Origin of the sequence: Streptomyces mirabilis (assembly GCF_018310535.1) — a bacterium.
Classification (GTDB): domain Bacteria; phylum Actinomycetota; class Actinomycetes; order Streptomycetales; family Streptomycetaceae; genus Streptomyces.
In genome coordinates this window covers 4557948-4582479 of sequence record NZ_CP074102.1, presented here as the reverse complement: position 1 = coordinate 4582479, position 24532 = coordinate 4557948, and the positions used below count along the sequence as shown (strand labels likewise).

At 69.7% G+C, this 24532-nt stretch carries 21 protein-coding genes and 3 pseudogenes; 11 read left to right on the top strand and 13 right to left on the bottom strand.

Annotation, left to right across the window (positions count from 1 at the left end):
* Window positions 1-13 precede the first annotated feature (13 nt).
* The 3 genes and pseudogenes from SMIR_RS20320 to SMIR_RS20310 form a co-directional block, all read left to right on the top strand.
* Window positions 14-674: pseudogene (locus SMIR_RS20320) on the top strand (replication initiator); the annotation flags it as partial.
* Window positions 667-903 (top strand): helix-turn-helix transcriptional regulator, encoded by a 237-nt coding sequence (locus SMIR_RS20315; protein WP_168492984.1) that lies wholly within the window; start codon window positions 667-669, stop codon window positions 901-903. The pseudogene SMIR_RS20320 and the gene SMIR_RS20315, both read left to right, overlap by 8 nt.
* Window positions 903-1502, top strand: a pseudogene (locus SMIR_RS20310) (phage integrase central domain-containing protein); the annotation flags it as partial. The gene SMIR_RS20315 and the pseudogene SMIR_RS20310, both read left to right, overlap by 1 nt.
* 491 nt (window positions 1503-1993) lie before the next feature.
* On the opposite strand, the gene SMIR_RS20305 reads toward SMIR_RS20310, so the two are convergent.
* Together SMIR_RS20305 and SMIR_RS20300 are read right to left on the bottom strand one after the other, a co-directional pair.
* Complete coding sequence (locus SMIR_RS20305) at window positions 1994-3649, bottom strand: FAD-binding oxidoreductase (protein ID WP_249938445.1); 1656 nt, start codon at window positions 3647-3649, stop codon at window positions 1994-1996.
* Window positions 3650-4182: 533 nt separating this feature from the next.
* Window positions 4183-4638: a GNAT family N-acetyltransferase gene (locus SMIR_RS20300; RefSeq protein WP_248002987.1), complete on the bottom strand. Its 456-nt coding sequence runs from the start codon at window positions 4636-4638 to the stop codon at window positions 4183-4185.
* 201 nt (window positions 4639-4839) lie between these two features.
* On the opposite strand from SMIR_RS20300, the pseudogene SMIR_RS20295 reads away from it, so the two are divergent.
* Window positions 4840-5436 (top strand): annotated as a pseudogene (locus SMIR_RS20295) (site-specific integrase); the annotation flags it as partial.
* 78 nt (window positions 5437-5514) lie between these two features.
* Here the strand turns inward: SMIR_RS20295 and SMIR_RS20290 are convergent.
* The gene (locus SMIR_RS20290; RefSeq protein WP_168492988.1) at window positions 5515-6276 is read right to left on the bottom strand and encodes a phosphoglyceromutase; all 762 of its coding nucleotides are present in this window, start codon (window positions 6274-6276) and stop codon (window positions 5515-5517) included.
* 152 nt (window positions 6277-6428) lie between these two features.
* Between SMIR_RS20290 and SMIR_RS20285 the strand changes: the two genes are divergently transcribed.
* Window positions 6429-7682: an MDR family MFS transporter gene (locus SMIR_RS20285; RefSeq protein ID WP_211118743.1), complete on the top strand. Its 1254-nt coding sequence runs from the start codon at window positions 6429-6431 to the stop codon at window positions 7680-7682.
* A 71-nt stretch (window positions 7683-7753) separates the two neighbouring features.
* On the opposite strand, the gene SMIR_RS20280 is transcribed toward SMIR_RS20285, so the two are convergent.
* The gene (locus SMIR_RS20280; protein ID WP_211118744.1) at window positions 7754-8230 is read right to left on the bottom strand and encodes a PTH2-like family protein; all 477 of its coding nucleotides are present in this window, start codon (window positions 8228-8230) and stop codon (window positions 7754-7756) included.
* Between SMIR_RS20280 and SMIR_RS20275 the strand changes: the two genes are divergently transcribed.
* Together SMIR_RS20275 and SMIR_RS20270 are read left to right on the top strand one after the other, a co-directional pair.
* Window positions 8229-9029 carry a helix-turn-helix transcriptional regulator gene (locus tag SMIR_RS20275; protein WP_168492992.1) on the top strand — a complete coding sequence of 267 codons (801 nt, stop codon included), beginning with the start codon at window positions 8229-8231 and terminating at the stop codon, window positions 9027-9029. The genes SMIR_RS20280 and SMIR_RS20275 overlap by 2 nt on opposite strands.
* Before the next feature lie 22 nt (window positions 9030-9051).
* Window positions 9052-9690: a class I SAM-dependent methyltransferase gene (locus SMIR_RS20270; RefSeq protein WP_168492994.1), complete on the top strand. Its 639-nt coding sequence runs from the start codon at window positions 9052-9054 to the stop codon at window positions 9688-9690.
* 1 nt (window position 9691) lies between these two features.
* On the opposite strand, the gene SMIR_RS20265 is transcribed toward SMIR_RS20270, so the two are convergent.
* The 3 genes from SMIR_RS20265 to mshA form a co-directional block, all read right to left on the bottom strand.
* Window positions 9692-11377, bottom strand: a complete 1686-nt coding sequence (locus SMIR_RS20265) for a glycosyl hydrolase family 28-related protein (protein ID WP_212727206.1) — start codon at window positions 11375-11377, stop codon at window positions 9692-9694.
* A gap of 138 nt (window positions 11378-11515) precedes the next feature.
* Window positions 11516-12007 (bottom strand): type III secretion system chaperone family protein, encoded by a 492-nt coding sequence (locus tag SMIR_RS20260; RefSeq protein ID WP_168492998.1) that lies wholly within the window; start codon window positions 12005-12007, stop codon window positions 11516-11518.
* Between the two features lie 53 nt (window positions 12008-12060).
* Entirely contained in the window at window positions 12061-13398 is a 1338-nt protein-coding gene (mshA, locus tag SMIR_RS20255) for a D-inositol-3-phosphate glycosyltransferase (RefSeq protein WP_168493000.1), read from the bottom strand.
* 255 nt (window positions 13399-13653) lie between these two features.
* On the opposite strand from mshA, the gene SMIR_RS20250 reads away from it, so the two are divergent.
* From SMIR_RS20250 to SMIR_RS20240, 3 genes are all read left to right on the top strand, one after another.
* Window positions 13654-14475 (top strand): class I SAM-dependent methyltransferase, encoded by an 822-nt coding sequence (locus tag SMIR_RS20250; protein WP_211118745.1) that lies wholly within the window; start codon window positions 13654-13656, stop codon window positions 14473-14475.
* Between the two features lie 402 nt (window positions 14476-14877).
* The gene (locus SMIR_RS20245) at window positions 14878-15966 is read left to right on the top strand and encodes a C40 family peptidase (RefSeq protein WP_168493002.1); all 1089 of its coding nucleotides are present in this window, start codon (window positions 14878-14880) and stop codon (window positions 15964-15966) included.
* A gap of 345 nt (window positions 15967-16311) precedes the next feature.
* On the top strand, window positions 16312-17646 hold the full coding sequence (locus SMIR_RS20240; RefSeq protein ID WP_168493004.1) for a PP2C family protein-serine/threonine phosphatase: 1335 nt from the start codon (window positions 16312-16314) through the stop codon (window positions 17644-17646).
* Between the two features lie 130 nt (window positions 17647-17776).
* Here the strand turns inward: SMIR_RS20240 and SMIR_RS20235 are convergent, their stop codons facing one another.
* From SMIR_RS20235 to SMIR_RS20220, 4 genes are all read right to left on the bottom strand, one after another.
* On the bottom strand, window positions 17777-18112 hold the full coding sequence (locus tag SMIR_RS20235; RefSeq protein ID WP_075026970.1) for a DUF2516 family protein: 336 nt from the start codon (window positions 18110-18112) through the stop codon (window positions 17777-17779).
* A gap of 191 nt (window positions 18113-18303) precedes the next feature.
* The gene (locus SMIR_RS20230; protein WP_168493006.1) at window positions 18304-18894 is read right to left on the bottom strand and encodes a hypothetical protein; all 591 of its coding nucleotides are present in this window, start codon (window positions 18892-18894) and stop codon (window positions 18304-18306) included.
* A gap of 99 nt (window positions 18895-18993) precedes the next feature.
* On the bottom strand, window positions 18994-19521 hold the full coding sequence (locus SMIR_RS20225) for a helix-turn-helix domain-containing protein (RefSeq protein ID WP_168493008.1): 528 nt from the start codon (window positions 19519-19521) through the stop codon (window positions 18994-18996).
* A gap of 372 nt (window positions 19522-19893) precedes the next feature.
* The gene (locus tag SMIR_RS20220; protein WP_168493010.1) at window positions 19894-21015 is read right to left on the bottom strand and encodes an FAD-dependent oxidoreductase; all 1122 of its coding nucleotides are present in this window, start codon (window positions 21013-21015) and stop codon (window positions 19894-19896) included.
* A gap of 54 nt (window positions 21016-21069) precedes the next feature.
* On the opposite strand from SMIR_RS20220, the gene SMIR_RS20215 reads away from it, so the two are divergent.
* Window positions 21070-21762, top strand: coding sequence for a TetR/AcrR family transcriptional regulator (locus tag SMIR_RS20215; protein WP_168493012.1), 693 nt, complete (start codon window positions 21070-21072; stop codon window positions 21760-21762).
* A 490-nt stretch (window positions 21763-22252) separates the two neighbouring features.
* Here SMIR_RS20215 and rox read toward each other — a convergent pair whose 3' ends face one another.
* Together rox and SMIR_RS20205 are read right to left on the bottom strand one after the other, a co-directional pair.
* Complete coding sequence (gene rox, locus SMIR_RS20210) at window positions 22253-23692, bottom strand: rifampin monooxygenase (RefSeq protein WP_168493014.1); 1440 nt, start codon at window positions 23690-23692, stop codon at window positions 22253-22255.
* Window positions 23693-23971: 279 nt separating this feature from the next.
* On the bottom strand, window positions 23972-24214 hold the full coding sequence (locus SMIR_RS20205) for a hypothetical protein (RefSeq protein ID WP_211118746.1): 243 nt from the start codon (window positions 24212-24214) through the stop codon (window positions 23972-23974).
* Window positions 24215-24532 lie beyond the last annotated feature (318 nt).

Genomic DNA, 24532 nt, shown 5'->3' with positions numbered 1-24532 from the left:
AGCCATCGCAGCGCCAGGCGGGGGCTCGCCGCCTCGTGTGATCCCAGGGAGATGGAGCCACCGCCGAGCTTCTCACCGACGCCATCGGTGCCGCCGCTGCCCACGTCCGCGTGGACGGCCCGGCCGTCGACGGACGCGCCCACTCCTTCACCTTCGGTCGTCAGCTCGACGTCCGCACCATCCGCAGTGCCGACTTCGACGGTGGCCAAGAACTCACCGAACGGGCCGTTGCCTCGTACATCGCCAAGTACGCCACCAAGGGCGCCGAGACCGCCACGGGAGCTCTCGACCACCCGTTCAAGTTCCTCGCCGAACTCGCCCAGCTCGACATCACCGATCACGCCCGCCGGATGATCCGCACTGCCTGGACCCTCGGCGCACGCAAAGACCTGGAAGACCTCCGACTTCGAGCCTGGGCCCACATGCTCGGCTTCCGCGGCCACTTCTCCACCAAATCCCGCCGCTACTCCACCACCCTCGGCGCCCTCCGAGACGCCCGCGCCGAATGGCGCCGCATCCAAGCCGCAGCAGCCATCGAGGGCGAGACCGACACGACGACCCTCGTCCTCTCACACCGGGTCTTCTCAGGAACTGGCCTCTCCTCCGCCGAAGCCTGGCTCGCCGCATCCCTCGAACCCGCCCCCGGAACTGAAGGAGAGCCCACCCGTGGCTGAGCGCCGCCTCACCGTGGCACAGGTCGCCGATACACCGCGCACCCTGCCCGCGCGGTACCTGACTCCTTCGGACGTCGCCGCACTCCTGGGCGTGCCGATCGAGACGGTCCACCAATGGCGCCGCAAGCGCACCGGTCCCCGCGGTTTCCGGGTCGGCCGGCACCCGCGCTACGACCCCGACGACGTCCGGGCCTGGGTCGAGTCCCTGATAGAAGGGGCCGCTGCCTGATGGCCGGACACATCCAAGATCGCTGGTACAGGGCTGAGACTGGCCCGGGCGGCAAGGTCCGCAAAGTCAAGAGCGACCGTTACGGCTCCGGGCTCCGCTACCGAGCTCGGTACGTGGGCCCGGACGGTACGGAGAAGTCCAAGAGCTTCCCCGACCGACAGAAGCGGCTCGCTGATCAGTGGCTCGCCCACATCGAGGCGGACATGGCTCGCGGGCAGTACATCGACCCTCGCGCGGCCCGGATCACCTTCCAGCAGTACGCCGAAAGCTGGGTTGCGACCCAGGGGGCTGACCCGAACACTCAGGCCTCGATGGAGTCGCAGCTTCGACTGCACGCCTTCCCGTACCTGGGTTCGCGCCCGCTCGGTTCCTTCCAGCCTGCCCACATCCGGGACTGGGTGCGGCAACTTCAGGAGAACGGCATCCGGGGCTCGTACGCCCGGACGGTCTACTCCAACGTGCGCGCCGCCCTGAGCGCGGCCGTGGATGACGGGCACCTCCCCCGCAACCCGTGCGCTGCTCGCTCGGTCCGGCCGCCGACCGTCGACACCAAGCGCGTAATCCCGTGGACGCCGGAACAAGTCTTCGCGGTTCGCGCGGGCCAACGTCGCACCTTGCTTCAGGTAACCGTCCGTGACTATGCACCGCTGTCCGTGCTTGTTGATGTCAGCTGCTGATGTCAGCACCGCGCGTCCGCGCCGAGGACCGCATCCGCGCCGCCCGTTCCACCGGCCTGCGCAACCTGCCCTGCACGACACGCCCCAGAGCCAGATCTGGCTGGAGATCATCCAGATCGCCCTCGACCGGCTCGAAGCTCTGCCCAACCCTGGCTGACCAGCAGCATCCCATACCTGCTACCAGCACCATCACAACCGGAGCCGTGGAACCCGGCGCCCACCCGGCACGACAGCCGGACCATCAGCCCTGCCCGCAAGCAGAAATCTTCACTCTGAACGAGCAAAGGGATCGTCAGCAAGCTGACGATCCCTCATGCAAGATCGAGGCTAACGACACCCCTTCGACTGCGTCGGTCCCTTCTGCGTGAAAGGCCGAGCCTGACCGGGGCGGGGCCCCGACGGCGAACTGTCGATCAGCGTGACGCGGGCGGGATGCTCTGCTCGTACTGGAAGACGTTGCAGGGGTCGTACTTCGCCTTGATCTCGCGCAGCCGCTCGAAGTGGCGTCTCCCCCAGTAGGCGGTCTCCCACTCCTGCATGCCGACGTTCGGCACGTTGACGTAGGCGCCGTCCACGAAGCTGCGCATCGCCTGGCTGAATTCGGCGGTCCAGGCCTGGCACGTCGAGGTGAGCGGGTCGCAGACGCCTGGTTCCGTTGAAGGAGTCCCCCAGGCTGCGCCGATCTCGCCGTAGAAAATCGCGTCGCGGTGCACGAACGCGGTGCCGCCGCGGGGCTCCTTCTTGATCGCCCCGCCGAAGGCATCGACGAAGTAGTTGCTGTCCTCCGTGGGAGCGTTTCGCATGTAGTAGCCGATGACGTCGATCGCCTTCTTCGGGAACAGCTTCTTGGCGAACTGTGAGAAGAACTTCACGTTGGCGGGCTCCTGCGAGCGCGGGACCTGGGATCCCGCAAAGATGTCGCCCCAGTTACCGACCTGCACCTTCACATCGGGCGTGCCGACCGACAGGATCGGGGCCAGCATCTCTTTGGCCTCTGCCGCCGACCCCTCCGCGAGCCACCCGAACAGCAGGATCTGGGACTTGTGGATCTCGACTTCGGATCCGAGGCGGTTGTCGGCGAACGGTACCGTACGCTGCCATGCATCGAAGATCCCATGCAGGTCCGTAAGGCCGTCCCAGGTCGCCTGCACATAGGCGATGCGCTTGAGCGGGTGCACCTTGTAGGTGAGTTGCGTGACGATTCCGAAGTTGCCGTTTCCCGCCCCACGGAGCGCCCAGAGCAGGTCTGAGTGGTCCTTCAGGTCGGCATGGATCACCTCGGCGCAGTCGCGACCCGACGGGACGACGACCTCGGTCCCGATCAGGCTGTCACAGGCCATGCCGAGCCAGCGGTTGAGGGGGCCAAGGCCGCCGCCGACCGTCGCACCGACCAAGCCGACGCTGCCCTCGCTTCCGGTCGTGACCGCGAGGTCCTGCTTGGCGAGCGTCGTCACCGCTTCCAACTGGGTCAGGCCGGCGCCGACCGTCGCGATACGAGCGTCGGTGTCGATGTGGACCGACTTGAGCTGGCTGACGTCGATCACGATGCCGTTGTCGATGTTCGACCAGCCCTCCAGGGCGTGGCGGCCGCTGCGTACCCGCAGTGCGACGTTGTGCTGCCGCGCCCAGGTGAGGGCGTTCACCACGTCCTGGGTCTTCTGGGCGAAGACGATGACCAGCGGGTAGTGAGAGAACAGCTGATCGTAGTCGATGCGATCATCCGTGTACGAGGCGTCACCGGGGCGGACGACGCGACCGGTCAGCTTCGCCGGCGGACATCCCGACGACCCTTTAGTCGGGTCGCTCGCGGCCAGAAGGCCCGAGGTGCTCGCGGCCGCAATGTCCGGCGCGCCTGCGGCCGTAAGGCCCGGGACGACGACCGCCCCGGCGCCGGCGGCCGCTGACGCCCTGAGCAGGTAGCGGCGGGAAAAATCGCTCAAGGTCCAGATCCTCTCGATCGGGCTACGCCGGTACGCGGCTGAGGGAGCCCTTACCCGCCAGCCGCCGGGCAGTCCTTTGTGGTCGACCCCCGCACGGTAACGGGGCGACCATGCGGTGTTTCCCGACACGCCAATTGAGGACGATGACGACAGCCTGAAGGAGTAACTCAGCGGGATCCCGTCATAACCGATTTGGGATGCACCGCGCCCTGCTCGAAGCTATCCCTTGGCCCAAGCGGTCAGAATACGCGGGTGCTCTCAAAGATGATGGGCTCGCCGATGTCGCTACTCAGGTCAGCATCTCGCAATGGCCCGACGAACCGCCTTTCTGATAAGAATTTGTGGGCGTGCCCCCGTAATCACCACTCTCCGCCTGGAGAACCCAGCTGGTCACTCGCGGGACTCATCGTGCGAACGGTGTGCCGTTGTGCGCACGTGTACGCCGGTTGGTGTCGGCCGCTGATGTCAGGCCGCCCGCCTGTTTTTCCTGGCCACCACTGGCAGAAGGCCACGGTCGCGTCATCACCGGATTTGTAGGCGCTTTTACCTCGGAAGCCCGCTTCCTCGACCAGCTATTCAACGCGGTCGGTCCACGATGACGGGCCCTCATCGGTACGTAGTTGTGCACTGGTGTACGTGACTGTTGATGTCAGCCGTTGATGTCAGGGCGTCGTTCCCTTTTCGCTGGTCAAGTCTCCGTTGGTCTGCGTCTCAGCTCTCTGCGAGGGCACTTCGACGCGCGGATCCGTATCGCCGTGCCGACCGTCGATGGAGCCAACGGACAAGAGATCATGCGGCAAGGCCAGCTCACCCGCCCGTCGTTGGGCAAGCCACCCCGAGCGTCTGTGGGGTGGCGCCTCGGTGCGCATGTGCTTGAAGCCCAACCGTTCGTAGTAGGCGTGGAGCTCCGTGTTCGTACGCCACGTGTCGATGCGTACCCAGCTTCGCCCTTCGAGCTCTGCGAGGCGGGACACCCAGTCGATTAGCCGTGTGCCGAGCAGTCGGCCGGACGCTTCCCGCGACACGATCAACTTGTACAGGTACAACGCCGATTCAGGGCGGTCATCGTCCGTCCAGAAGTCCCGATCGACGGATCCGCGGCTGCCGGTCGCGAGCACCTTGTCACGCTCGCCAACCACAACTCACGCACGCCCGTCATCTATCTCCCGCGCCATTTGGCGATGGCCCGTTCCCCGGTCTCTGGGTCGCTCCACTGGTCTGTGCCCTTGGTGCGCAACCACCCTTCCGCCTCTGCTCGCAGAGACAAAAGGGCGGGTACGTCCTCCGCCGCCGCGGGGCGGGGGTACTCAGTCCGTACTGCCGGATGCGGACTGCGACAGGGCGAGATCCTCGGACTGTGCGTCGATGAGCTGGACTTCGACAACGGCACGCTGCACGTGGTGCAGCAACTCAAGCTGAGTTTGAGCAAGGCCGTTTTCGCGCCTCCGAAGGGCGGCAAGCTCCGGGACGTACCTCTGCCCGATCCCGTGGCGGAGGCGCTCAGGGAACACATGGAGCGCTTCCCGCCGGTCGAGGTCACGTTGCCGTGGATGCGCGCGAGCGGCCAACCCGTGACCAAGCGTCTGATCTTCAGCGGGCCCAAGGGCGGACACGTCTGGCGGACGTCGCTGAACGAGGACCACTGGAAGCCCACCCTCGCGAAGGTGGACGTCATCCCGAAGGCGAAGAGCCGCGAGCACGCAGCCGCTCGCGAGCACGGCATGCATGCCCTCCGGCACTTCTACGCGTCCGTTCTCCTCGACGCCGGCGAGAGCATCAAGGCGGTCAGCGAGTACCTCGGACACTCCGACCCGGGGCTGACGCTGAAGGTGTACGCGCACCTCATGCCCAGTAGCCAGGACCGGGCCCGGAACGCCATCGGTCGCGCGCTCCGGCTGCAAGATCCGGGTCACTGAGGGCCCACAGTGGGCCCAGGCCATGAAAACACCCCTGACCTGCGCCGTATGCGCAGGTCAGGGGCATGATCACAAACCCTACTTCTTCTTGCCCTGGTTCTTGACCGCCTCGATCGCGGCCGCGGCCGCCTCCGGGTCGAGGTACGTGCCGCCGGGGTTGAGCGGCTTGAAGTCGGCGTCGAGCTCGTAGGCGAGCGGGATGCCGGTCGGGATGTTCAGGCCCGCGATGTCGGCGTCGGAGATGCCGTCGAGGTGCTTGACGAGGGCGCGCAGCGAGTTGCCGTGGGCAGCGACCAGGACCGTGCGGCCGGCGAGGAGGTCGGGGACGATGCCGTCGTACCAGTACGGCAGCATGCGGAAGACGACGTCCTTCAGGCACTCCGTGCGGGGGCGCAGCTCCGGCGGGATCGACGCGTAGCGCGGGTCGTTCGCCTGCGAGAACTCGCTGTCGTCGGCGAGGGGCGGCGGCGGGGTGTCGTACGAACGGCGCCACAGCATGAACTGCTCCTCACCGAACTCGGCGAGGGTCTGGGCCTTGTCCTTGCCCTGGAGCGCGCCGTAGTGCCGCTCGTTCAGGCGCCAGGAGCGGTGGACGGGGATCCAGTGGCGGTCCGCGGCCTCCAGCGCGAGCTGGGCGGTGCGGATCGCGCGCTTCTGGAGCGAGGTGTGCACGACGTCGGGCAGCAGGCCGGCGTCCTCCAGCAGCTCACCGCCGCGGACTGCCTCCTTCTCGCCCTTCTCGTTGAGATTGACGTCCACCCATCCGGTGAACAGGTTCTTCGCGTTCCATTCGCTCTCGCCGTGGCGGAGGAGGATCAGCTTGTACGGTGCGTCGGCCATACGTCCGAGCGTAATGGAAGCCTTCGTCCCCTCGCGCCCCTGCCCGGAAGCCGGACAGTTGACGGCATCTGTTAATTGAGTGGCTCCCGGAGACCTCCCGCTCGTAAGTTGCCATCAGGACATGAGCCGCTTACATCCGTGGGGGACGACCGATGCCACTCGCCGTCATGCGACGCGCCGCACGAGAGACCGTCTCGGGGCTCCCCCGCGAGTTCTGGTGGCTGTGGACCAGCACCCTGGTCAACCGACTTGGCGCTTTTGTCGCCACTTTCATGGCTTTGTACCTGACGCTCGACCGCGGCTACTCCGCCTCGTACGCGGGTCTCGTGGCGTCCCTGCACGGCCTCGGCGGTGTCGTGTCCTCACTCGGCGCGGGCGTGATGACCGACAGGCTCGGACGCCGGCCCACGCTCCTCGTCGCGCAGACCTCGACGGCCGCGTCCGTCGCGCTGCTCGGCTTCATGCACGACCCGGTGAGCATCGCCGCGGTCGCCTTCCTGGTCGGGATGGCCAGCAACGCCTCCAGGCCCGCCGTCCAGGCGATGATGGCCGACATCGTGCGGCCCGAGGACCGCGTCCGGGCGTTCTCCCTCAACTACTGGGCGATCAACCTCGGCTTCGCGGTCTCCTCCATGGCCGCCGGTTTCATCGCCGAGTTCAGCTACCTCGCGGGCTTCCTCATCGAGGCCGGCATGACCCTGGCCTGCGCGCTCCTCGTCTTCGCGAAGCTGCCGGAGTCCCGGCCGGTCCAGTCGGCCAAGGAGGCCACGGACGACGTCGGCCTCGGGACCGTGCTGCGCGACCGGCGCTTCATGAGCGTCGTCGGACTGTCCTTCCTCGTCGCCCTGGTCTTCCAGCAGGGCTCCGTGGGACTCCCCGTCGCGATGGGCGAAGCGGGCTTCACCCCGGCCGACTACGGCATGGCGATCGCCGTCAACGGAGTCCTCATCGTCGCGCTGCAGATCCCGGTCACCCGTTTCATCCAGCACCGGGATCCGCGCCGCCTGCTCGTGATCTCCTCGGTCCTCGCCGGGTACGGCTTCGGGCTCACCGCCTTCGCCGGGTCGGTCGGCGTCTTCGCGCTCACCGTGTGCGTGTGGACCCTGGCCGAGATCGTCAACGCGCCCACCCAGACGGGCCTGGTCGTCCAGCTCTCCCCGACCCACGGCCGGGGCCGCTACCAGGGCATGTACACCCTCTCCTGGTCACTCGCCGCGCTGATCGCTCCCCTGATGTCCGGCGTGGTCATCGACCGGTTCGGGGCCGAGTGGCTGTGGGGGCTGTGCGCGCTGGTGGGCACGGTGGCCGGGCTCGGGTACGGCCTGCTGATGCGGCGGCTGCCCACGGAGGAACCGGCGGTGGAGGCCGGCCCGGCAGTCGCCAAGCCCGAGGTCAGCGCGGCCTGACGCCGCCGGGTACGGGGCGAAGACCGTCCCGGCACGCCGAGTACGGCCCACGACCTCGCCGTCGCCCGACCTCACGGATGCATCCGCGCCCCCTTCACCACCTTGTCCACCGCGTTCCGAGGCCCGTACACAGCCAGCCCCACCACATCCAGCCCAGCCGTGGCGACAGCCCGCACCGCCGCCCGGTTGTCCCGGTCGTTGCCGGTGCCGAAGAGATCCGACGTGAAGACGGCCCGGGGCAGCGCACGGCTGAGCGCCCTGCCATGTGCCGCCACAAGGACCTCCTTCGTCCCCTCGAAGACCAGCACAGGCTGGCGGAACATCGGCAGATACGGCACCCCGTCCGCGTCCTCGTACGGCTCCCCGATCACCTCCGGGACCTGCGTACCCAGGCCGCTGACCAGGAAGGACGTGACGTTCAGACGCTGCCAGGGCTCAAGGTCGTCCCGCAGCAGGACGACGATCTTCGTGTCGAAGCGGATCGGTTCGCTGTTCATACGTCGAGACTGCCGACCGCCGTACGACGCCGTCTTGTACGTTCTTTGCATGGCCGCTCAGCCGGAGGTCTCCGCCTGGCGCCCGCGCGTTCCGGGTGTCACGGAGGTCTTCCACGCCCACTTCACCGAGTACGCCTATCCGATGCACGTGCACGAGGCCTGGACGCTGCTCATCGTCGACGACGGGGCCGTACGGTACGACCTCGACCGGCATGAGCACGGCACCCCGCACGACACGGTGTCCCTGCTGCCGCCGCACGTCCCGCACAACGGCTCCCCGGTCACCGCGCACGGCTTCCGCAAGCGCGTCGTCTATCTCGACGGCACGCATCTGGGCGAGGACCTCATCGGGTCCGCGGTGGACGGGCCCGACCTGCGTGACCCCGTGCTGCGGCTGCGCGTCGGGCAGTTGCACACCGCGCTCGCTCACCCCGGTGACGAACTGGAGGCCGAGAGCAGACTGACGCTCATCGCCGAGCGGCTGCGCACGCATCTGCGGCCCAGCACTCCCGCCGCCGCCCCGCGCAACTCCCCCACCGTCGCCCGCACCCTGCGCGAACTCCTCGACGGACACCTCACCCAGGGCATCGGCCTCGACGAGGCCGCCCGGCTCGTGCACGCCCATCCCGCCCATCTGGTACGGGCGTTCAGCGGCGCCTACGGCATCGCACCCCATCAGTACCTGATGTCCCGCCGTGTCGACCGGGCCCGCCGTCTCCTCCTCGACGGCCGCCCGCCGGGCGAGGTGGCGTCGGCGACCGGCTTCTACGACCAGTCCCATCTCACCCGGCACTTCAAGAAGTTGGTCGGGGTGACTCCGGGGCGCTACGCGCTCTCGGGGCCGGCGTGACCCCCGTGGGTACGCTCCGCACATGGACTGGCATACGTGGCACGACGCGTACGACACTCCCGACTCCTACCTCGGCCGGCGACTGGCCCTCGTCCAGGAACGCATCCGGCTCGCCCTCGACGAGGCTCCGCCGGGACCCCTCACGGCCGTCAGCGTCTGCGCCGGGCAGGGACGCGACCTGATCGGCGTGCTCGCCGAGCACCCCCGCCGGGGCGATGTCCGCGCGCGGCTCGTCGAGTTGGACGCGCGGAACGCGGAAGTGGCGGCGCGTGCCGCCGGGGCCGCGGGGCTGTCGGGGGTCGAGGTCGTCGTCGGGGACGCCGCGTCGACCGATCACTACCAGGACCTAGCCCCGGCCGGCCTCGTCCTGCTCTGTGGTGTCCTCGGCAATCTCACCGACGAGGACGTCGAGCGCACCGCCGGCTTCTGCGCACAGCTGTGCGGGCCGGGCGGCACGCTCGTGTGGACCCGGCACCGCAAGGCACCGGACCTCGTCCCGCGCGTCTGCGGCTGGCTGGAGGAGCGCGGGTTCGAGCGGCTGTGGGTCTCGGACCCCGCGCTCGGATTCGGCGTCGGGGCCCACCGGTACGCCGGTGAGCCCCGGCCGCTGCCGTCCGGGGAGCGGATGTTCACCTTCGTCGGGTACGACACGCTCGGCTGAATCAGAGGTCCCGCTGGGCCTCGTACAGATTGCGTGGGCGCACGACGTCCGTGGTCCCGTACAGCTCCAGACGGGAGTGCAGGTCGCCGGTGAAGTCGGGGACGTCGATCTGGTCGAACTCGGTCACCTCGTTGAGGCCGACGGTGGCGGAGTAGGGCGCCAGACCGTCGATCTTCATCAACCCCGCGCGGCCGTTCGTGACCCGTACGTTCCAGTGGGTGAAGCGGGCGCCGAAGAGCGGACCGGCGCTCGCGTCGCCGCCGTGGCGGCCGTTGTTGTCGACGGTGATGTCGGTGCGGACGTTGGCGAAGGGCAGGCCCCGGTGGGAGTCGAAGGTGCCCATCTGGAGGTCGCCGCGCGACCAGACGTTGTAGGAGGAGAGGCCTTCCACGTTGATGCCGTGGAGCTGGGTGTTCGGCGGGGCCGGGACCGTGCGCTGTTCGATAATGAAGTCCTCGACGAGGTTGTCGTGCGAGCCCTCGCGGCAGAAGTACGGGTGGTGCGAGCCGCGGCCCGCCACACGGGTGCGGCGCAGGGTGCAGGCGGAGGCCGCGACCAGGCCGAAGCCGTTGTCGACGTGGCGGACCGTCACGTCGTCGACCCAGCAGTCGTACGCGCACTGGAGGACGACCCCGTTGTAGCCCTTGTCGAGGAGATGCGGGGACTGGGGCGTCTCGACGGCCTCCAGGGTGAGGCCTTCGACGCCCGAGCCGGTCAGCGGCTCGACATGGGTGGTCAGACGCGGGTCCCACTCGGGGCGTACGTCGAGGGGCAGCGGGCGCTCCAGGGTGACCTTTCTGCCCCGCACACGCGCGATGCGTACGGGCCACTCGTAGGGGACGTAACTCGTGAGCTTGGTCTTGTCGTCCCAGTAGTACGCCTCGGGACCGGGGCCGCCGCCCGCCATGTGCTCCAGGAGGGTGTGACCGGTGTCGTCGGCGAGCCGCAGGAGGACGAGCCGGCCCGGCTTCAGGGGGCGGGGGTCGGCGACCGTCACCGACCAGGAGCCGCGGGGGGCGGGGGCGACGGTCGTCAGGGTCCCCCACTCGTCGCGCTTGTTGCCGGTCCAGCCCTCGAACGGCCAGGCCTTGTCCTTGATGGCGGCGACGAGGGAGTCCCAACGGGCCGTGGGAGCGAGCCAGATGAGGCCGCCCGCCCAGGACCAGGACGACTTGTCGCCGCCGTAGCGGGAGCCGTAGACGCCGATCAGCTCGGTGAGGTTCTTGGTCGCGTACAGCTTCGTACGGTCGCTGCCGGCGCCGCGCAGCACGACGTTCGAGTGGCCGATGCGAATCAGGCCGTCGATACGGAAGGTGCCGGGCGGGATGAGCACCGTGCCACCGCCGGCCCTTCCGGCAGCGGCGATGGCACGGTTGATCGCGGGCGCGCAGTCCGTGGTGCCGTCGTCCGCGACGGCGCCGTAGGCGCGGACGTCGGCCACGACGGGGCGGCGGGGGAAGCGCGCCGACCCGCCCCGGTAGCCGGCCCTGCCGACGTACGGGATCTGCGGGTGGGTGAAGGGGGTGCGGGTGAACTCCCGCCAGAGGGCGGGAACTTGGCCCGGGTCATGGGGGCGCGCGACGGCGGTCGCGGCCGTCGCCGGTCCGCCGGTCACCGTGGCGGCCGCCACGGCTACGGCACTGCCGAGCAGGCCCCGTCTGGTGATGCTCACGTGCTCCTTGTTCATACCCGCCCGCCTTCCATCGCATTCCATTGGATTCCATGGATGTGAATGACGTTCAGATCTGCGTCGGCGGTGAGCATGCCACTGAGACCCTCGGCCCGGAAGGGGTCATGCACTACTTAGTTGGACTGGACCTGGAATTCAGCCCACAGGACGCTGGGTCAGGTGGGTGAACGCATCCAGATTGCGGGTCGATTCGCCGCGGGACACCCGCCAGGCGTACTCCTTGCGGATCGCGGAGGCGAAACCGAGCTCAAGGAGAGTGTTGAAAGCGCCGTCGGCGGCCTCCAGGACCGAGCCGAGCAGCCGGTCGACCTCTTCCGGCGTGACCGCGACGAGCGGCAGTTTGCCGACCAGATACACGTCCCCCAGGGGGTCGACCGCGTAACTCACGCCATAGAGCTTGAGATTGCGCTCCAGGAGCCAGCGGTGGACGCCTTCCCGGTTCTCGTCGGGGTGGCGGATCACGAAGGCGTTCAGCGACAGGGAGTGCTTGCCGACGATCAGCGAGACGGTCGTCGAGAGCTTGCGGATGCCGGGCAGTTTCACGACGTACGAGCCCGCCTTGGGGCTCTCCCACTCCAGCTCGGCCTCGGTGAGGACCTGCTCGATGATCGACGCTGCGTCAGCCATGGAGGGAGCGTACGTCAGGCGTCCGGCGGACCGAACCTCGGGCGGTGCGCGCGTCAGCCCTGGTGGGCGCGCACCTTGCGGCGGTGGGCCTGTACGGCCGCCGTGTACACGTCCGCCGTGGCGGCGGCCGCGGTGTCCCAGCCGAAGCGCTGCGCGTGCCGGGCGGCGGCCTCGCCCATCCGGGCCGACAGCGCCTGGTCGTCGGCGAAATCGCGCAGCACGCGCGCGTAGGCGACGGGATCGTGCCCCGGGATCAGGAATCCGGTCTCCTGGTGGCGCACGGCGACGGGCAGCCCGCCGACCTCGGCCGCCAGCACCGGCGTGCCGGCCGCCTGCGCCTCGATGGCGACCAGCCCGAAGGACTCGCTGTAGGAGGGCATGACCAGCACCGACGCGGCCCGGAACCAGTCCGCGAGCTGCTCCTGGTCGACGGGCGGCCTGAAGCGCACGACATCGGCGATCCCGAGCCGGGCGGCGAGCTTCTGCAGCCCCTCGGGCTTGGCGAGACCGGTACCGCTGGGGCCGCCCACCACGGGCACGACGATGTTGCCACGCAGCTCGGGGCGCTCGTCCAGGAGGACGGCGACCGCGCGCAGCAGCACGTCGGGGGCCTTCAGTGGCTGTATGCGGCCCGCGAAGAGCGGGATCAACGCGTCCTGCGGGAGCCCTAGGCGGGCGCGAGCGGCGGCGCGGCCGTCGGCCGGGCGGAAGCGGTCGAGGTTGACGCCCGGGTGGACGACGGCGACCTTGCCCGGCTCCGCCTCGTAGTGACGGACGAGCTCGTCGGCCTCTTCGGAGGTGTTGGCGATGAGACGGTCGGCGGCGCGCACGATCTGGGTCTCGCCGATGACGCGGGCGGCGGGCTCAGGGGTGTCGCCCTCGGCGAGCGCGGCGTTCTTGACCTTGGCCATGGTGTGCATCGCGTGCACCAGGGGCGCGCCCCAGCGTTCGGCGGCGAGCCAGCCGACGTGGCCGGAGAGCCAGTAGTGCGAGTGCACGAGGTCGTAGTACCCGGGTCGGTGCCCGGCCCAGGCCTGCATGACGCCGTGCGTGAAGGCACAGAGCTGGGCGGGCAGGTCCTCCTTGGCGAGACCCTCGTACGGGCCCGCGTCGACGTGCCGGACGAGGACGCCGGGGGCCAGTTCGACGGCAGGCCGGAGGGCGGCCGTGGTGGCCCGGGTGAAGATCTCGACCTCGATGTTGATCGCGGCGAGGCGCTGGGCGAGCTCCACGATGTAGACGTTCATGCCGCCGGCGTCGCCGGTGCCGGGCTGGTGCAGCGGCGAGGTGTGGACGGAGAGCATCGCGACGCGACGGGGCCTGCGGTGCAGCCTGAGCCGTGAGGGCGCCGCCGGAGAGCGTCGCCCGAGCCTGCTGACGTACTGGCTCACGTGGCGTTCCTCCTTGCTGCGGGCATGCCGGTCGGAGGACGCACGGCACCCTCCAAAGAGGGGCAACGCCGGAGCGGTCCGCTCCATTTCCCTCCCGCACCCCTTTGCCGAATCATTACCGAGAGTCGCTCAACCGTTCGAGGGCGAGCTGCGTGTGCGGCTCTCTTCCCTTCTTTTCCACAGGTCGACGGAGGGCTGCCGGAGGTTATCCACAGGCCCGCACGGGCTTCCTCCCGGCCGCCTACTCTCGTACGCATGACAACCCGCGCCGCGTCCCGCCCCGTGGGTACGGTGACGCGCGGGACCACCAACCCCAACCGACTGCGCCGCATGGACCGCTGGATCGCGGCCATCCACGGCGCCGAGCTGCACAGAAGCCCCGACCCGGTGGCGGTCGACCTCGGATACGGGGCGGCTCCCTGGACCGCGGTCGAGCTGCTGACCCGCCTGCGCAGGGCCGCCCCCCGCACCCGCGTGGTGGGCGTGGAGATCGAACCGGCGAGGGTCGCGGCGGCCCGGCCGTACGAGCGCGAGGGACTCGTCTTCCGGCACGGCGGCTTCGAGGTTCCGGTACCGGGCAGCCCCTCGCTCATCCGCGCGGCGAACGTGCTGCGCCAGTACGACGAGGAGCAGGTCGCAGAGGTCTGGCAGCGCCTGTGCGGGCGCCTCGCACCGGCGGGCCCCGGCTCCCGGGGCGGGCTGCTCGTCGAGGGCACCTGCGACGAGATCGGCCGTCGGCACGTCTGGGTCGCCCTGGGTCCCGAGGGCCCGCGCACGGTCACCTTCGCCACCCGCCTGGGCTCCCTGGACCGCCCGTCCGACCTCGCCGAGCGCCTGCCCAAGGCCCTGATCCACCGCAACATCCCGGGCGAGCCCGTGCACGCGTTCCTTCGCGACTTCGACCGCGCCTGGGCCGCCGCCGCGCCCTACGCCTCGTACGGCGCGCGGCAGCGCTGGATACGCACGGTCCGCGACCTGACGGCGGACTGGCCGGTGACGGACGGAATACCCCGCTGGCGCCAGGGCGAAGTCACGGTGCGCTGGGAGGCATTGGCACCCCGCGGGCCCTTCGCGTAGACGCGGGGCGCGGGGGCGGGGGACAGGTGTGCGACGTCCGGATGACGCACGGGCGTCAAGCACCACACTTGCATCGGACACCCGGGCGAGGCACCGGCGTTGAAGGCTGGGGTGCGACGAACCGGGACACACGGGCGTGCGAGGCCGGAGTGTCGCGCGGGCGGTTGACGCCGGGGGTCGCGCGGGCGTGCTTCGTCGGTGGAGGGGCGGCCGCCGCACGTCCGTGAGCTGCACGGAACGAACTCCGTGACTGGCTCGTCACACAGGCGGGGAGATCGTTTCACGGAGGCGGGCCGGGGGGAGGGGAGTTCTTGCCCACCTCTGTCGCATTGCGCGCCGACATGGCACGATCCCCCAGGCGTCCGTAAGTTACTGACGGTAAATCAGTTTGGGGGCGGAGCAATGGGATCCGGCAAGCGGAGCCTGACCACGGCGGCCATGGTTGTGGCCTGCGCCTGCGCGGTGCTGTCAGCACCGGGTGCGGCGTACGCGAGCCCGGCACCAGCGCCGACGCGAACACCGACTCCGACACCGACTCCGACAACCTCTCCGGCCGGCAAGGACCTTGAGGCGATCCGGAAGAAACTGGACGATCTCTACCACGACGCGGCGGTCGCCACGGACGCGTACAACGCCGCCGAGGAGAAGGCCAAGCAGCAGTCGGCCGAGATCGTCGACCTGGCCCGCGAGATCGTCAAGGGTCAGGAGAAGCTGGACGAGTTGAAGGACCGCGCGGGTGCCGCGGCCCGCGCGCAGTACCGGGGAGGCGGCCTGCCGCCCGAGATGCGGCTGTGGCTGAGCGACAACCCCCAGCAGTACCTGGACGGCGCCGGGCGGGTGCTCCAGGGCGAGCACGCGACCAAGGGGCTGCTCGCCGAGATGGCCCGTACGCAGCAGGACTTGGAGCAGTACGCGAACGACGCCTCCGCGCAGTGGCAGAAGCTGGAGGCCAACCGCCAGGCCAAGGCCACGGCACAGAAGGAGATCAAGAAGCAGATCGCCGCCGCCGAGAAGCTGGAGTCCCAGCTCGAGAAGAAGGAGAAGGAGCGGCTGGCGAAGCTCGAGGAGGAGGCCGCGTACAAGGCGCAGACGGCCTGGCTGAGTTCCGGCGTCCTCGCCGAGATCAGCGGCAAGGCGTCCGAGCAGGGCAAGAAGGCGGTGAAGTTCGCCACCGACCAGATCGGCAAACCGTACGAGTGGGGCGCCGAGGGCCCGGGCTCGTACGACTGCTCGGGGCTGACCTCACAGGCCTGGGCCGCCGCCGGCCACGGCATTCCGCGCACCTCGCAGGAGCAGTGGAAGCAGCTCCCCCACGTCGACGTCAAGGACATGCGCCCCGGCGACCTGATCATCTACTTCGACGACGCCAGCCATGTCGCGATGTACATCGGCGACGGCGCGATCGTGCACGCACCCCGGCCGGGCCGGACGGTGACGATCGCGGGGGCCGGGTCCATGCCGATACTGGGGGTCGTACGGCCGGACGCGTGACCGGGCGGGGCGTACGGAGCCGGGGCGGATCGGGCCGACCGATCGACCTGGGCGGCCAAATCACCATCAACCCTGGAAAAGCGCCCTGCCCGTCGTGATGCACCGCACGTGACCCAGCCCACGGTTGTACATCGCCGCAACCTCGCGGACGTGACGTTCGTCATCCCGGGCACAACCGCATCCTGTCCAAGTGCGGTACAGGATGCGGCATATGACAGTGGCCGCCTGCCGGACACTGCGACGCACACCATTCCGTTGCGGCGTCCGCTACCGCTATGGTCCCCGTCGGTGGGTCGAGGACCTTCGCCCCACCACGCCCTCGGGGGGAGGGAAGGAACCCACACGATGCCCGTACCCATACCGCGGCAGAGAGCGATCCCGGCCGCGGAGAGCGGTCAGGCTCAAGGCGCGTTCTCACCCGGCGGCCCATCCGGAGAAGCGACCGGCGGCCCGGCCGGGGCAGTACCGGCGCCCCATGCCGCCACGACCCCGGTCGACAGCACCACCAACCTGACCCTGCTGGTCATCGAGGACGACCCGGCGGGTTCGCTCAGCGTGCCCGAGATGCTCGACGCGGCCGGCAAGCCGATCCGTATCCGTACCGCCCGCAACCTCACCGAGGCCGAGCGGCTGCTCACCGACGACGTCCACTGCATCCTGCTCGACCTCGCGCTGCCCGCCCCCGGCCGGGCGGCCGCCGAGAGCGACGGCGAGCTGACGACGCTCAAGCACGTGCTGCGGCTCGCGCCCCGGCACGCCGTCCTCGCGCTCACCGCCTCCGGTGACGCCGAGCGGGGCGCGGAGGCGGTGCGTGTCGGCGCCCAGGACTATCTGTTCCGCGACGAGCTGGACGGCCGGCTGCTGAGCCGCGCGATCCGGTACGCGGTGGAGCGGAAACGTTCCGACAAGGCCGAACGGCGACTCACCGAGTCCAGGCTGCGTGCCCAGGAGAACGCCCGCCTGGAGCGCGGCCTGCTGCCGACCCCTCTCCTGGAGGGCTCCTCGCTCCGTTTCGCCGCGCGCTACCGGCCAGGGCGCTCCCGCGCCCTGCTCGGCGGCGACTTCTACGACACCGTCCGTACGCCCGACGGCACGGTGCACGCCATGATCGGCGACGTCTGCGGGCACGGGCCCGACGAGGCCGCGCTCGGCGTGGAGCTGCGCATCGCCTGGCGGGCGCTGACGTTCGCGGGACTGTGCGGCGACGAACTCCTGTCCACCCTCCAGCAGGTCCTGGAGCACGAGCGCGAGAACGACGAGATCTTCGCGACGCTGTGCACGGTGGACATCGCACCGGACGGGCGCCGCGCCGGGCTCTGCCTGGCGGGCCACCCGTCCCCGCTGGTCTCCCGCCCCGGCCGGCCCGCCGAGCTGCTGCCGTACGAGAACGGCGGCCCGGCGCTCGGCCTGCTCCCCGGTGCCCGCTGGCCGCGCCAGCAGGTGGAGCTGGGCGGCGAATGGAGTCTGATGCTCTACACCGACGGCCTGATCGAGGGTCACATCGGCGAGGGCAAGGAGCGGCTGGGCCAGGACGGCATGGTGGACCTGGTCCGCCGCCGGCTCGCCCAGGGCCTGGCGGGCGAGGAACTGCTGCGGGCGACGGTGAACGAGGTCAGGGACCTCAACGGCGGAGAGCTGACGGACGACGTGGCGGTACTCCTGCTGGACCGGACGCCGTAACCGCCGTACGACCGCGTGGCGGTCGGGCCCGCCCGGCGGCCCGGCCTGCGTAACCGTCGGACCCGCAGGACTGATCGCCGGTGGCCGACTGTCCTGTCCGCCGGAGGGTCGGTCCTGCGGCCTCCGGTGGTCAGCGGCCGCCGTTGTAGGGGCCGTACGGGCCGTCGCTGCTGCTTCCGCCGCGGCCCCGGCCACCGCCGGAGACCTGACGGAGCGCGGGGCGTACGTCCACGAAGAAGACGATCGTGGCGACCAGCCCCGCGATCTGCAGGAAGATGATCGGGACCAGCAGGTTCACGGCCACCGTGATGCCCAGGATGATCAGCCAGAACATCTTGTTCTGCTTGTCGGCCGCGCGGTACGCGTCTTCGCGGGCCACCGCGGCCATCACCAGTGCCACCACGGCGAGCACCAGCATGGCAAGGAAGATCAGCGACAAGAAGCCGCCGAATGCCGTCAACAGCACTATGCCCACCGCCCGAGTCGATTCATCTCTACGGCCACCGTACCCGCAGAACGGGCCGGGAACTCTGAGAGTGCCCGGCCCGTCGTCCTACCCTTCGGCCCGACCGTTCGGCCCGACCGTTCGGCCTGATCGTTCGGCCTGATCCGTAGTCCTGAGACGAAGAGTCTCGTCGTCTCCTACTTCACGGGCGGCTACTGCACGGGCGGCGTCGGCTTCTTGGCGGTGACCTTGCGCGCCGGGGCCTTCTTCGCCACGGGCTTCTTGGCCGGAGCGGGCACGGAGGCTGCCGCGGCCGGCTTCTCCTCGGACTTGACCTCGACCGGCTCGGCCTTCGGCTCGACGGCGATGGCCAGTTCCTCGATCTCCTCGGCGGCCTCGCCACGCCAGGTCTTCACGGTCTGCTCGCCGTGCTCGGCGACCTTCTCGTACGTCTCCTTCGCCTTCACGGCGTACTCGGCGGCGACGCCGACACCGCGCAGGGCGAAGTCCTGAGCGGACTCACCGAGCTTCTTCAGGTCGGTGTCGAGGGTGCTGATGAACTCCGTCACCTTGGCCTGGATGGTCTCCTGCGCTTCCTTCGCGCGGGTGGCGGCCTTCTCCTGGACGGTGTTCGCGTCGATGTTCTTCACGGTCTCGATCCGCGCCGGGGCCTCGGTGCGGATCTGCTCCACGAGGCCGGGGACCTTCTTCGCCTGCTGGACGGCCAGGTCGGCGGTGCCGGCCAGGAAGTACAGCGGGGTGGGGTCCGTGGCGGCCTTGCGGATGTCGTCGGTGATGGCCATGGTGATGGTCCTCCGGTCGCTTTCAGCTGAGGGTTTTGGTGTTCCGCGGCGAGACCGGCAGGCCCGCGTGGGGGCCGACGGTGTTGCCCGTCGTTCTCGTCAACTGGCGGTCTGCTGCGGATCGGCATCGCTGCCGTCGGCCGCGCGGGGGCCCCGGACGGCGGTGTCCGGGGCTTGCTGGGTGCCCGATATGTTCTCTGCCATGCCCTGTGCCTCGTCCTGCGCCCTCTCCTGGGTCACGCTCTGGGCCATGCCCTGGGCCAGGTCCGGCGTGATCTCGAATCCGTTCTCCTTGCGGAAGGACTCGTAGATCTGGAGCAGCACCTGCTTCTGCCGCTCGTTCAGCGTGGGATCGGCGAGGATGACGGCACGTGTCTCCACCTCGTCCCGGTCCCGCTCGGCGTCGAGGATGCCGGCTCGCACGTACAGCGTCTCCGCGGAGATCCGCAGCGCCTTCGCGACCTGCTGCAACACCTCCGCGCTCGGCTTGCGCAGCCCGCGCTCGATCTGGCTCAGATACGGGTTGGACACCCCGGCGGCGTCGGCGAGCTGCCGCAGCGACAGCTGCGCGTTGCGCCGCTGCTCGCGCAGATACTCACCGAGATTGCCGACGTTGAGTGATGCCATGCCTCCACCTTGCCGCACTTCCGCTAACAATTGCAAGCACCTGCTTGCAAAAGTGCGCTGCGCCACGAAGGGGATGCCTGCGGGCCGCCCCACGGAGGTGTCCGTTCCCGGTCTATCTGCGGTTTCCCGCCGGGTCTGCAGTGTGAAGTGAACGGGTCCCGGACGACCTGCGCAGCGAGCTGCCCTATCGGCCCGCGAGGAGGATCGGACCGGATTTTGGCGGGTAGCGGGCCGAGGGCCGCGTTCGGTACAGGCGTCCGTGCGTTCGTCCAGCGGTGGTTTTGCCGGTTTGCCGGAAGGGACCGCGGCGGTGCCGTACTGTCCCGTGAAGCCGTGGCGAGCGGTTGGTGCTGGTGCTCTCACGCTTGGCGGTCAGGATGGCTGGACTTGGTCGAAGACGGCGAGGGCTTCGGCGGGGTCCGGGCTCACGAGGCGTTCCAGACCGGCCGTCGTGATCTTCGCCCACCTGCCGGCCCGTGCCCACATCTGTTTCTCGAAGGCGCGGACGGTCTCGTCCAGGTCTCCAGGGGCGGTGACGATGGACTCGGCGAGTTCGGCGCCTTCCAGCATCGCGAGGTTCGCGCCCGCCCCCAATGGGGGCATCAGATGGGCGGCGTCGCCCAGTAGCGTCACCCCGGGGACGTGAGTCCAGGTGTGGGACACGGGCAGGACGTAGAGGGGGCGGTGGACGAAAGCGGCGCCGTGGCGGAGGAGGTCGAGGACGGGAGCGGCCCAGCCGTCGAACAGGGCCAGCAGGCTCGATCGCACGGCCTCGACGTCGGCCAGGTCCAGGTCCCTGTGCCAGTCCAGCGGCGCGCGGAACCGGGCGTACACCTTGACGTGGCCGCCGCTGTTGCGCTGGGCGACGAGAGCTCGGTTCACGCCGTACACGGCCACGGAGCCGTCGCCGATCAACCGGGCGAGGTCGGGGTGGCGGGTGTCGACGTCGTCGAGGGAGGTCTCGAAGGAGGTGACGCCGGTGTAGTGCGGCGTCACAGGTGAGACCGCCGGGCGGGTCCGGGACCAGGCGCCGTCCGCGCCGACCACGAGGTCGAAGGTCTCCTGCCGCCCGTCCGCGAAACGAACCAGGACGCCGTCCCGGTCCTTCCCCGGCACCACCTGCGTCACGTCCCGGCCCCACTGGACGTCGAGAGGGCCGAGCAGCAGGTCACGCAGTTGCCCGCGGTCGATCTCGGGATTGGCCCGGTCGTCCGGTCGCGGTGGCCAGTCGCGCAGGACCGTCCCGTCCGTGTCCAGGATGCGCATGGCCTGTCCCTCGGGGCGAGACAGCGCCTGGAACTCCGTCAGCAGCCCCGCCTTGTCCAGCGCGAGCTGGCCCAGCCCTTCGTGGAGGTCCAGCGTGCCGCCCGGGGGGCGGGCGTCGGGGGCGGGATCGCGCTCGAGGACGGCGACGGGGTAGCCGTGGCGGTGCAGCACACGGGCGAAGGTGAGGCCGGCGGGGCCGCTCCCGACGACAGCGATATGATGTCTCATGTCGATACACTGTATTCCTTCAATGCGATGCATCGCAGCAGAACGGTGATGACCATGACTGTCTGGGACCGGCCGGAGCCGCCAGCTCGCCCCGTGCCGCTCGACCGGGAGCGGATCGTCGCCGCCGCCGTCGCGCTGGCCGACGAGGGCGGGCTTGAGGCGGTGTCGTTGCGCAAGGTCGCCGCCCACCTGAACGCCGGCCCGATGCGGCTGTACGGATACATCGCCACCAAGCAGGAGCTGTTCGACCTCATGGTGGACGAGGTCCACGCCGAGATCCTCCCCGAGGAGCAGCCCGGTGACTGGCGGGAGGGGCTGCGCGTCCTCGCCCACCGCACCAGGCAGGCCGCCCTCCGCCACGAATGGCTGGCCGACCTGCTCGGCGGCCGCCCGACCCTGGGCCCGAACGGCCTCGCCGTGACCGAGGCCAAGCTGGCCGCCCTCGACGGCCTCGCCGACATCGACACCGTCATGCGCGCCGTGGAGACCGTCAGCGCCTATTTCACCGGCGCGATCAGGCGCGAGATCGCGAACCTGCGGGCCGAGCGCGCCACAGGCCTGTCCAAGCGCGACTGGCAGCGAGCCTCCGGCCCGCATGTGACGAGAATGTTGGCCACGGGCCGCTTCCCAGCGCTGACCAAGGTCGTGCACGACGGCACGGACGTGGACGCCGAGACATCCTTCGCGACCGGCCTGGACTGGGTCCTCGACGCCGTGGCCGCCAAACTGACCCGGCCGCCGGCGTGACGCTGGGCTCTTGCCGAATGTGAGCGAGGTCGGGGTCGGTGTCCACGGGCCGTACGGGGCTTGCGCCGCCACCACTTCATGACACGGCCCAGCGACGGGGGATCGCGCCGGACTGTGCAATCACCCGGACGACCAGGGCGAACAGGCTGGGTGAGCGGGCACCCAGGGACACGGGCAGTGGTGAGGGTTGGGGATCGGGTGCGCATGGATGACCGGCTGCTCACGGTCGTGGGCCTGGCCGTGACACCAGGCTCGCCGACCCCGTTTCGTCGAGGAGCCGCACTGTCGTCCCCTACCCAGAATTCGTCACGCTGCTCGGCATGGTGGCCGATCCCGCTTGGCGAGCACGTCACCGATGCTCGTAATGACGCCGGAGGACCACGACGCCCTACGGGATGGGTCCCAGCAGAACTGGCAAAGCGCAGCTCAGAGATACCTCACCAGTTCAGATCTTCTGGGAACGGACACCCACGAAGGGGCCCCCTCGCGCTCAGCCGACGGCAGCGCCGAACCACTTGGGCAGCCGGCCGACCAGATCCTGCTGGTCTTCACCGACCCACGCCACATGGCCGTCCGGCCGCAGCAGCACCGCGGGCGCGTCCAGTTCCTCGCTGACGTCGACGACGTGGTCGACCCGGTCCGCCCAGCCCGCCACCGAGAGCCGGCCGGTCTGGTCGAGCAGCAGCCCGCGGCCACCGTGCATCAGCTCGTAGAGACGCCCCCGTTTCAGCCCCACGTCCCGCAGCCGTCGGCCGAGCAGTTCATGGCCCTCGCCGAAGTCGTAGCGAACCCCGACCGCGGTGATCATCCCGGTCACGTACCGGTTCACCTCCTCGAAGTCCATCAGCTTCGACAGCAGCTCCCGCAGCGCGGTCGCACCCGGATCGGTCCCCAGCAGCGTGATCTGCGCGCGGGTGTTGTCCAGCACACGGGCGCCCACCGGGTGCCGTTCGGCGTGGTAGCTGTCCAGCAGCCCCTCCGGTGCCCAGCCGTTGACCGCGGCGGCCAGCTTCCAGCCGAGGTTGAACGCGTCCTGCACACCGAGGTTGAGCCCCTGCCCGCCGGTCGGCGGGTGGATGTGCGCCGCGTCGCCGGCCAGCAGCACCCGGCCGACCCGGTAGCGCTCGGCCTGCCGGGTGGCATCGCCGAACCGGGACAGCCAGCGCGGCGAGTGCACGCCGAAGTCGGTGCCCGCGAGGGCCCGCAGCCGCTGCTTGAACTCCTCGAGCGTCGGCGCGGTCGTACGGTCCTCGGCCACGCCGTCGGCGGGCACGATGACGCGGTACGTCCCGTCCCCGTTGGGGATGGTTCCGAACCGCAGTTGGGTCTTGCGGACCTCCTCGACGACGGCGGCGACCGTCGCCTGATCCTCGGTCATCTCCATGTCGCCCAGCAGCGTCTCGACCTTGGCGGGCTCGCCGGGGAAACCGACGCCGAGCTCCTTGCGCACCACACTGCGGCCGCCGTCACAGCCGACGAGGTAGCGCGAGCGCAGGTGCGTGCCGTCCGCCAGCTCGACGGTCACCCCGGCCGCGGCCCCGTCATCGGACTGGCTCAGCCCGACCACTTCGCAGCCGCGCCGGATCTCGGCACCGAGTTCGAGGGCACGCTCGTTGAGCAGCCGCTCGGTGGCCGGCTGCAGGGTGGAGAGGCCGTACGGGTGAGCCGTGTCCAACCTGTCCGGCCACGGCTTGAGGATGCCGCCGAAGAAACCGCCGACCTGGAACTTCTCGCTGACCGCGAGGAACCGGTCGAGCAGACCGCGCTGATCCATCATCTCGACGCTGCGCGTGTGCAGGCCACGCCCGCGCGACTCCTTGGTCGGCTCGGTCAATTTCTCCAGCACGACCACGTGTACGCCGTGCAGCCGCAACTCGCCGGCCAGCATCAAGCCGGTCGGTCCGCCGCCGACCACGATCACGTCAATCATCAAACGCCCATTCAATGAGATTGGATTTCGGCCGGCCGCACCGCGGGTCCCACCGACGGTGCGGCATTCCCGCGCAACCCGTACGCCGACACCGACACACGCACTTCGCGAATCTGCCATTTCCGCAGGTACTGGCCTTGGCCGGCCATTCTGCGGCACCACCGGGGCCTTGCCGCAAGCCCCCCGGTGCGCTATACGTTGAGAGTGGAAAGGAGTGGGTAGCCCCCCTTTCCGTCATCGCCGGCGAACGCGGCCGGGCTTTCAGCAGCTCCCCCTCGATCAACCCACCCGCTCCGCGAGGAACCGCTCCCACGTGCGCTTGCCGGTGTCGGCGTCGGAGAGGTTGTCGCCGGCCCGGTAGGCGCGGCCGGCCTTTCCGGGCATCCGCAGCGGGAGCAGCGGGCGGCGCCTGCCGTGGGCATCGAGGTAGCCGCGAACGAGGTCGCCGAGGCCGTACACCGTCGGGCCGGCCAGGTCGGCGATGGCCCCGCGCGGCCGGCTTTCCGTGGTGCTCGTCTTCACGATCACGGACGGTCTGATCACCGAAATCGACGTGATCGCGGAACCGGACTGGGCCGACTCGAAATCGCCGTTCTCGACAACTGACAGCAAGGAAATCCGCCGAGGCAATCCCGTATTTCACTCGATACGGGATTGCCTCGACGCGTGTACGGCATTAACGTTGCGCCCATGACTGCCGGGTCGGCCTTGTGCCGTGAGCGAGTTGGTTGCCCGGCCTCCGAGTGAGGCCGAGGCGGGGTAGAGCCCCGCCCACCCCGACCACCCCCTCTTGACGTCACCTCTTGACGTCACCTCTTCACCTCACCGCGCGTCCGCTTC

Coding starts and splice junctions, on each gene's coding strand:
- SMIR_RS20290 (WP_168492988.1), bottom strand. CDS start 6,276: ATGGCCGACGCACCGTACAAGCTGATCCTCCTCCGCCACGGCGAGAGC.
- SMIR_RS20285 (WP_211118743.1), top strand. CDS start 6,429: ATGCCACTCGCCGTCATGCGACGCGCCGCACGAGAGACCGTCTCGGGG.
- SMIR_RS20275 (WP_168492992.1), top strand. CDS start 8,229: ATGGCCGCTCAGCCGGAGGTCTCCGCCTGGCGCCCGCGCGTTCCGGGT.
- SMIR_RS20280 (WP_211118744.1), bottom strand. CDS start 8,230: ATGCAAAGAACGTACAAGACGGCGTCGTACGGCGGTCGGCAGTCTCGA.
- SMIR_RS20270 (WP_168492994.1), top strand. CDS start 9,052: ATGGACTGGCATACGTGGCACGACGCGTACGACACTCCCGACTCCTAC.
- SMIR_RS20265 (WP_212727206.1), bottom strand. CDS start 11,377: ATGAACAAGGAGCACGTGAGCATCACCAGACGGGGCCTGCTCGGCAGT.
- SMIR_RS20260 (WP_168492998.1), bottom strand. CDS start 12,007: ATGGCTGACGCAGCGTCGATCATCGAGCAGGTCCTCACCGAGGCCGAG.
- SMIR_RS20250 (WP_211118745.1), top strand. CDS start 13,654: ATGACAACCCGCGCCGCGTCCCGCCCCGTGGGTACGGTGACGCGCGGG.
- SMIR_RS20245 (WP_168493002.1), top strand. CDS start 14,878: ATGGGATCCGGCAAGCGGAGCCTGACCACGGCGGCCATGGTTGTGGCC.
- SMIR_RS20240 (WP_168493004.1), top strand. CDS start 16,312: ATGCCCGTACCCATACCGCGGCAGAGAGCGATCCCGGCCGCGGAGAGC.
- SMIR_RS20230 (WP_168493006.1), bottom strand. CDS start 18,894: ATGGCCATCACCGACGACATCCGCAAGGCCGCCACGGACCCCACCCCG.
- SMIR_RS20225 (WP_168493008.1), bottom strand. CDS start 19,521: ATGGCATCACTCAACGTCGGCAATCTCGGTGAGTATCTGCGCGAGCAG.
- SMIR_RS20220 (WP_168493010.1), bottom strand. CDS start 21,015: ATGAGACATCATATCGCTGTCGTCGGGAGCGGCCCCGCCGGCCTCACC.
- SMIR_RS20215 (WP_168493012.1), top strand. CDS start 21,070: ATGACTGTCTGGGACCGGCCGGAGCCGCCAGCTCGCCCCGTGCCGCTC.
- rox (WP_168493014.1), bottom strand. CDS start 23,692: ATGATTGACGTGATCGTGGTCGGCGGCGGACCGACCGGCTTGATGCTG.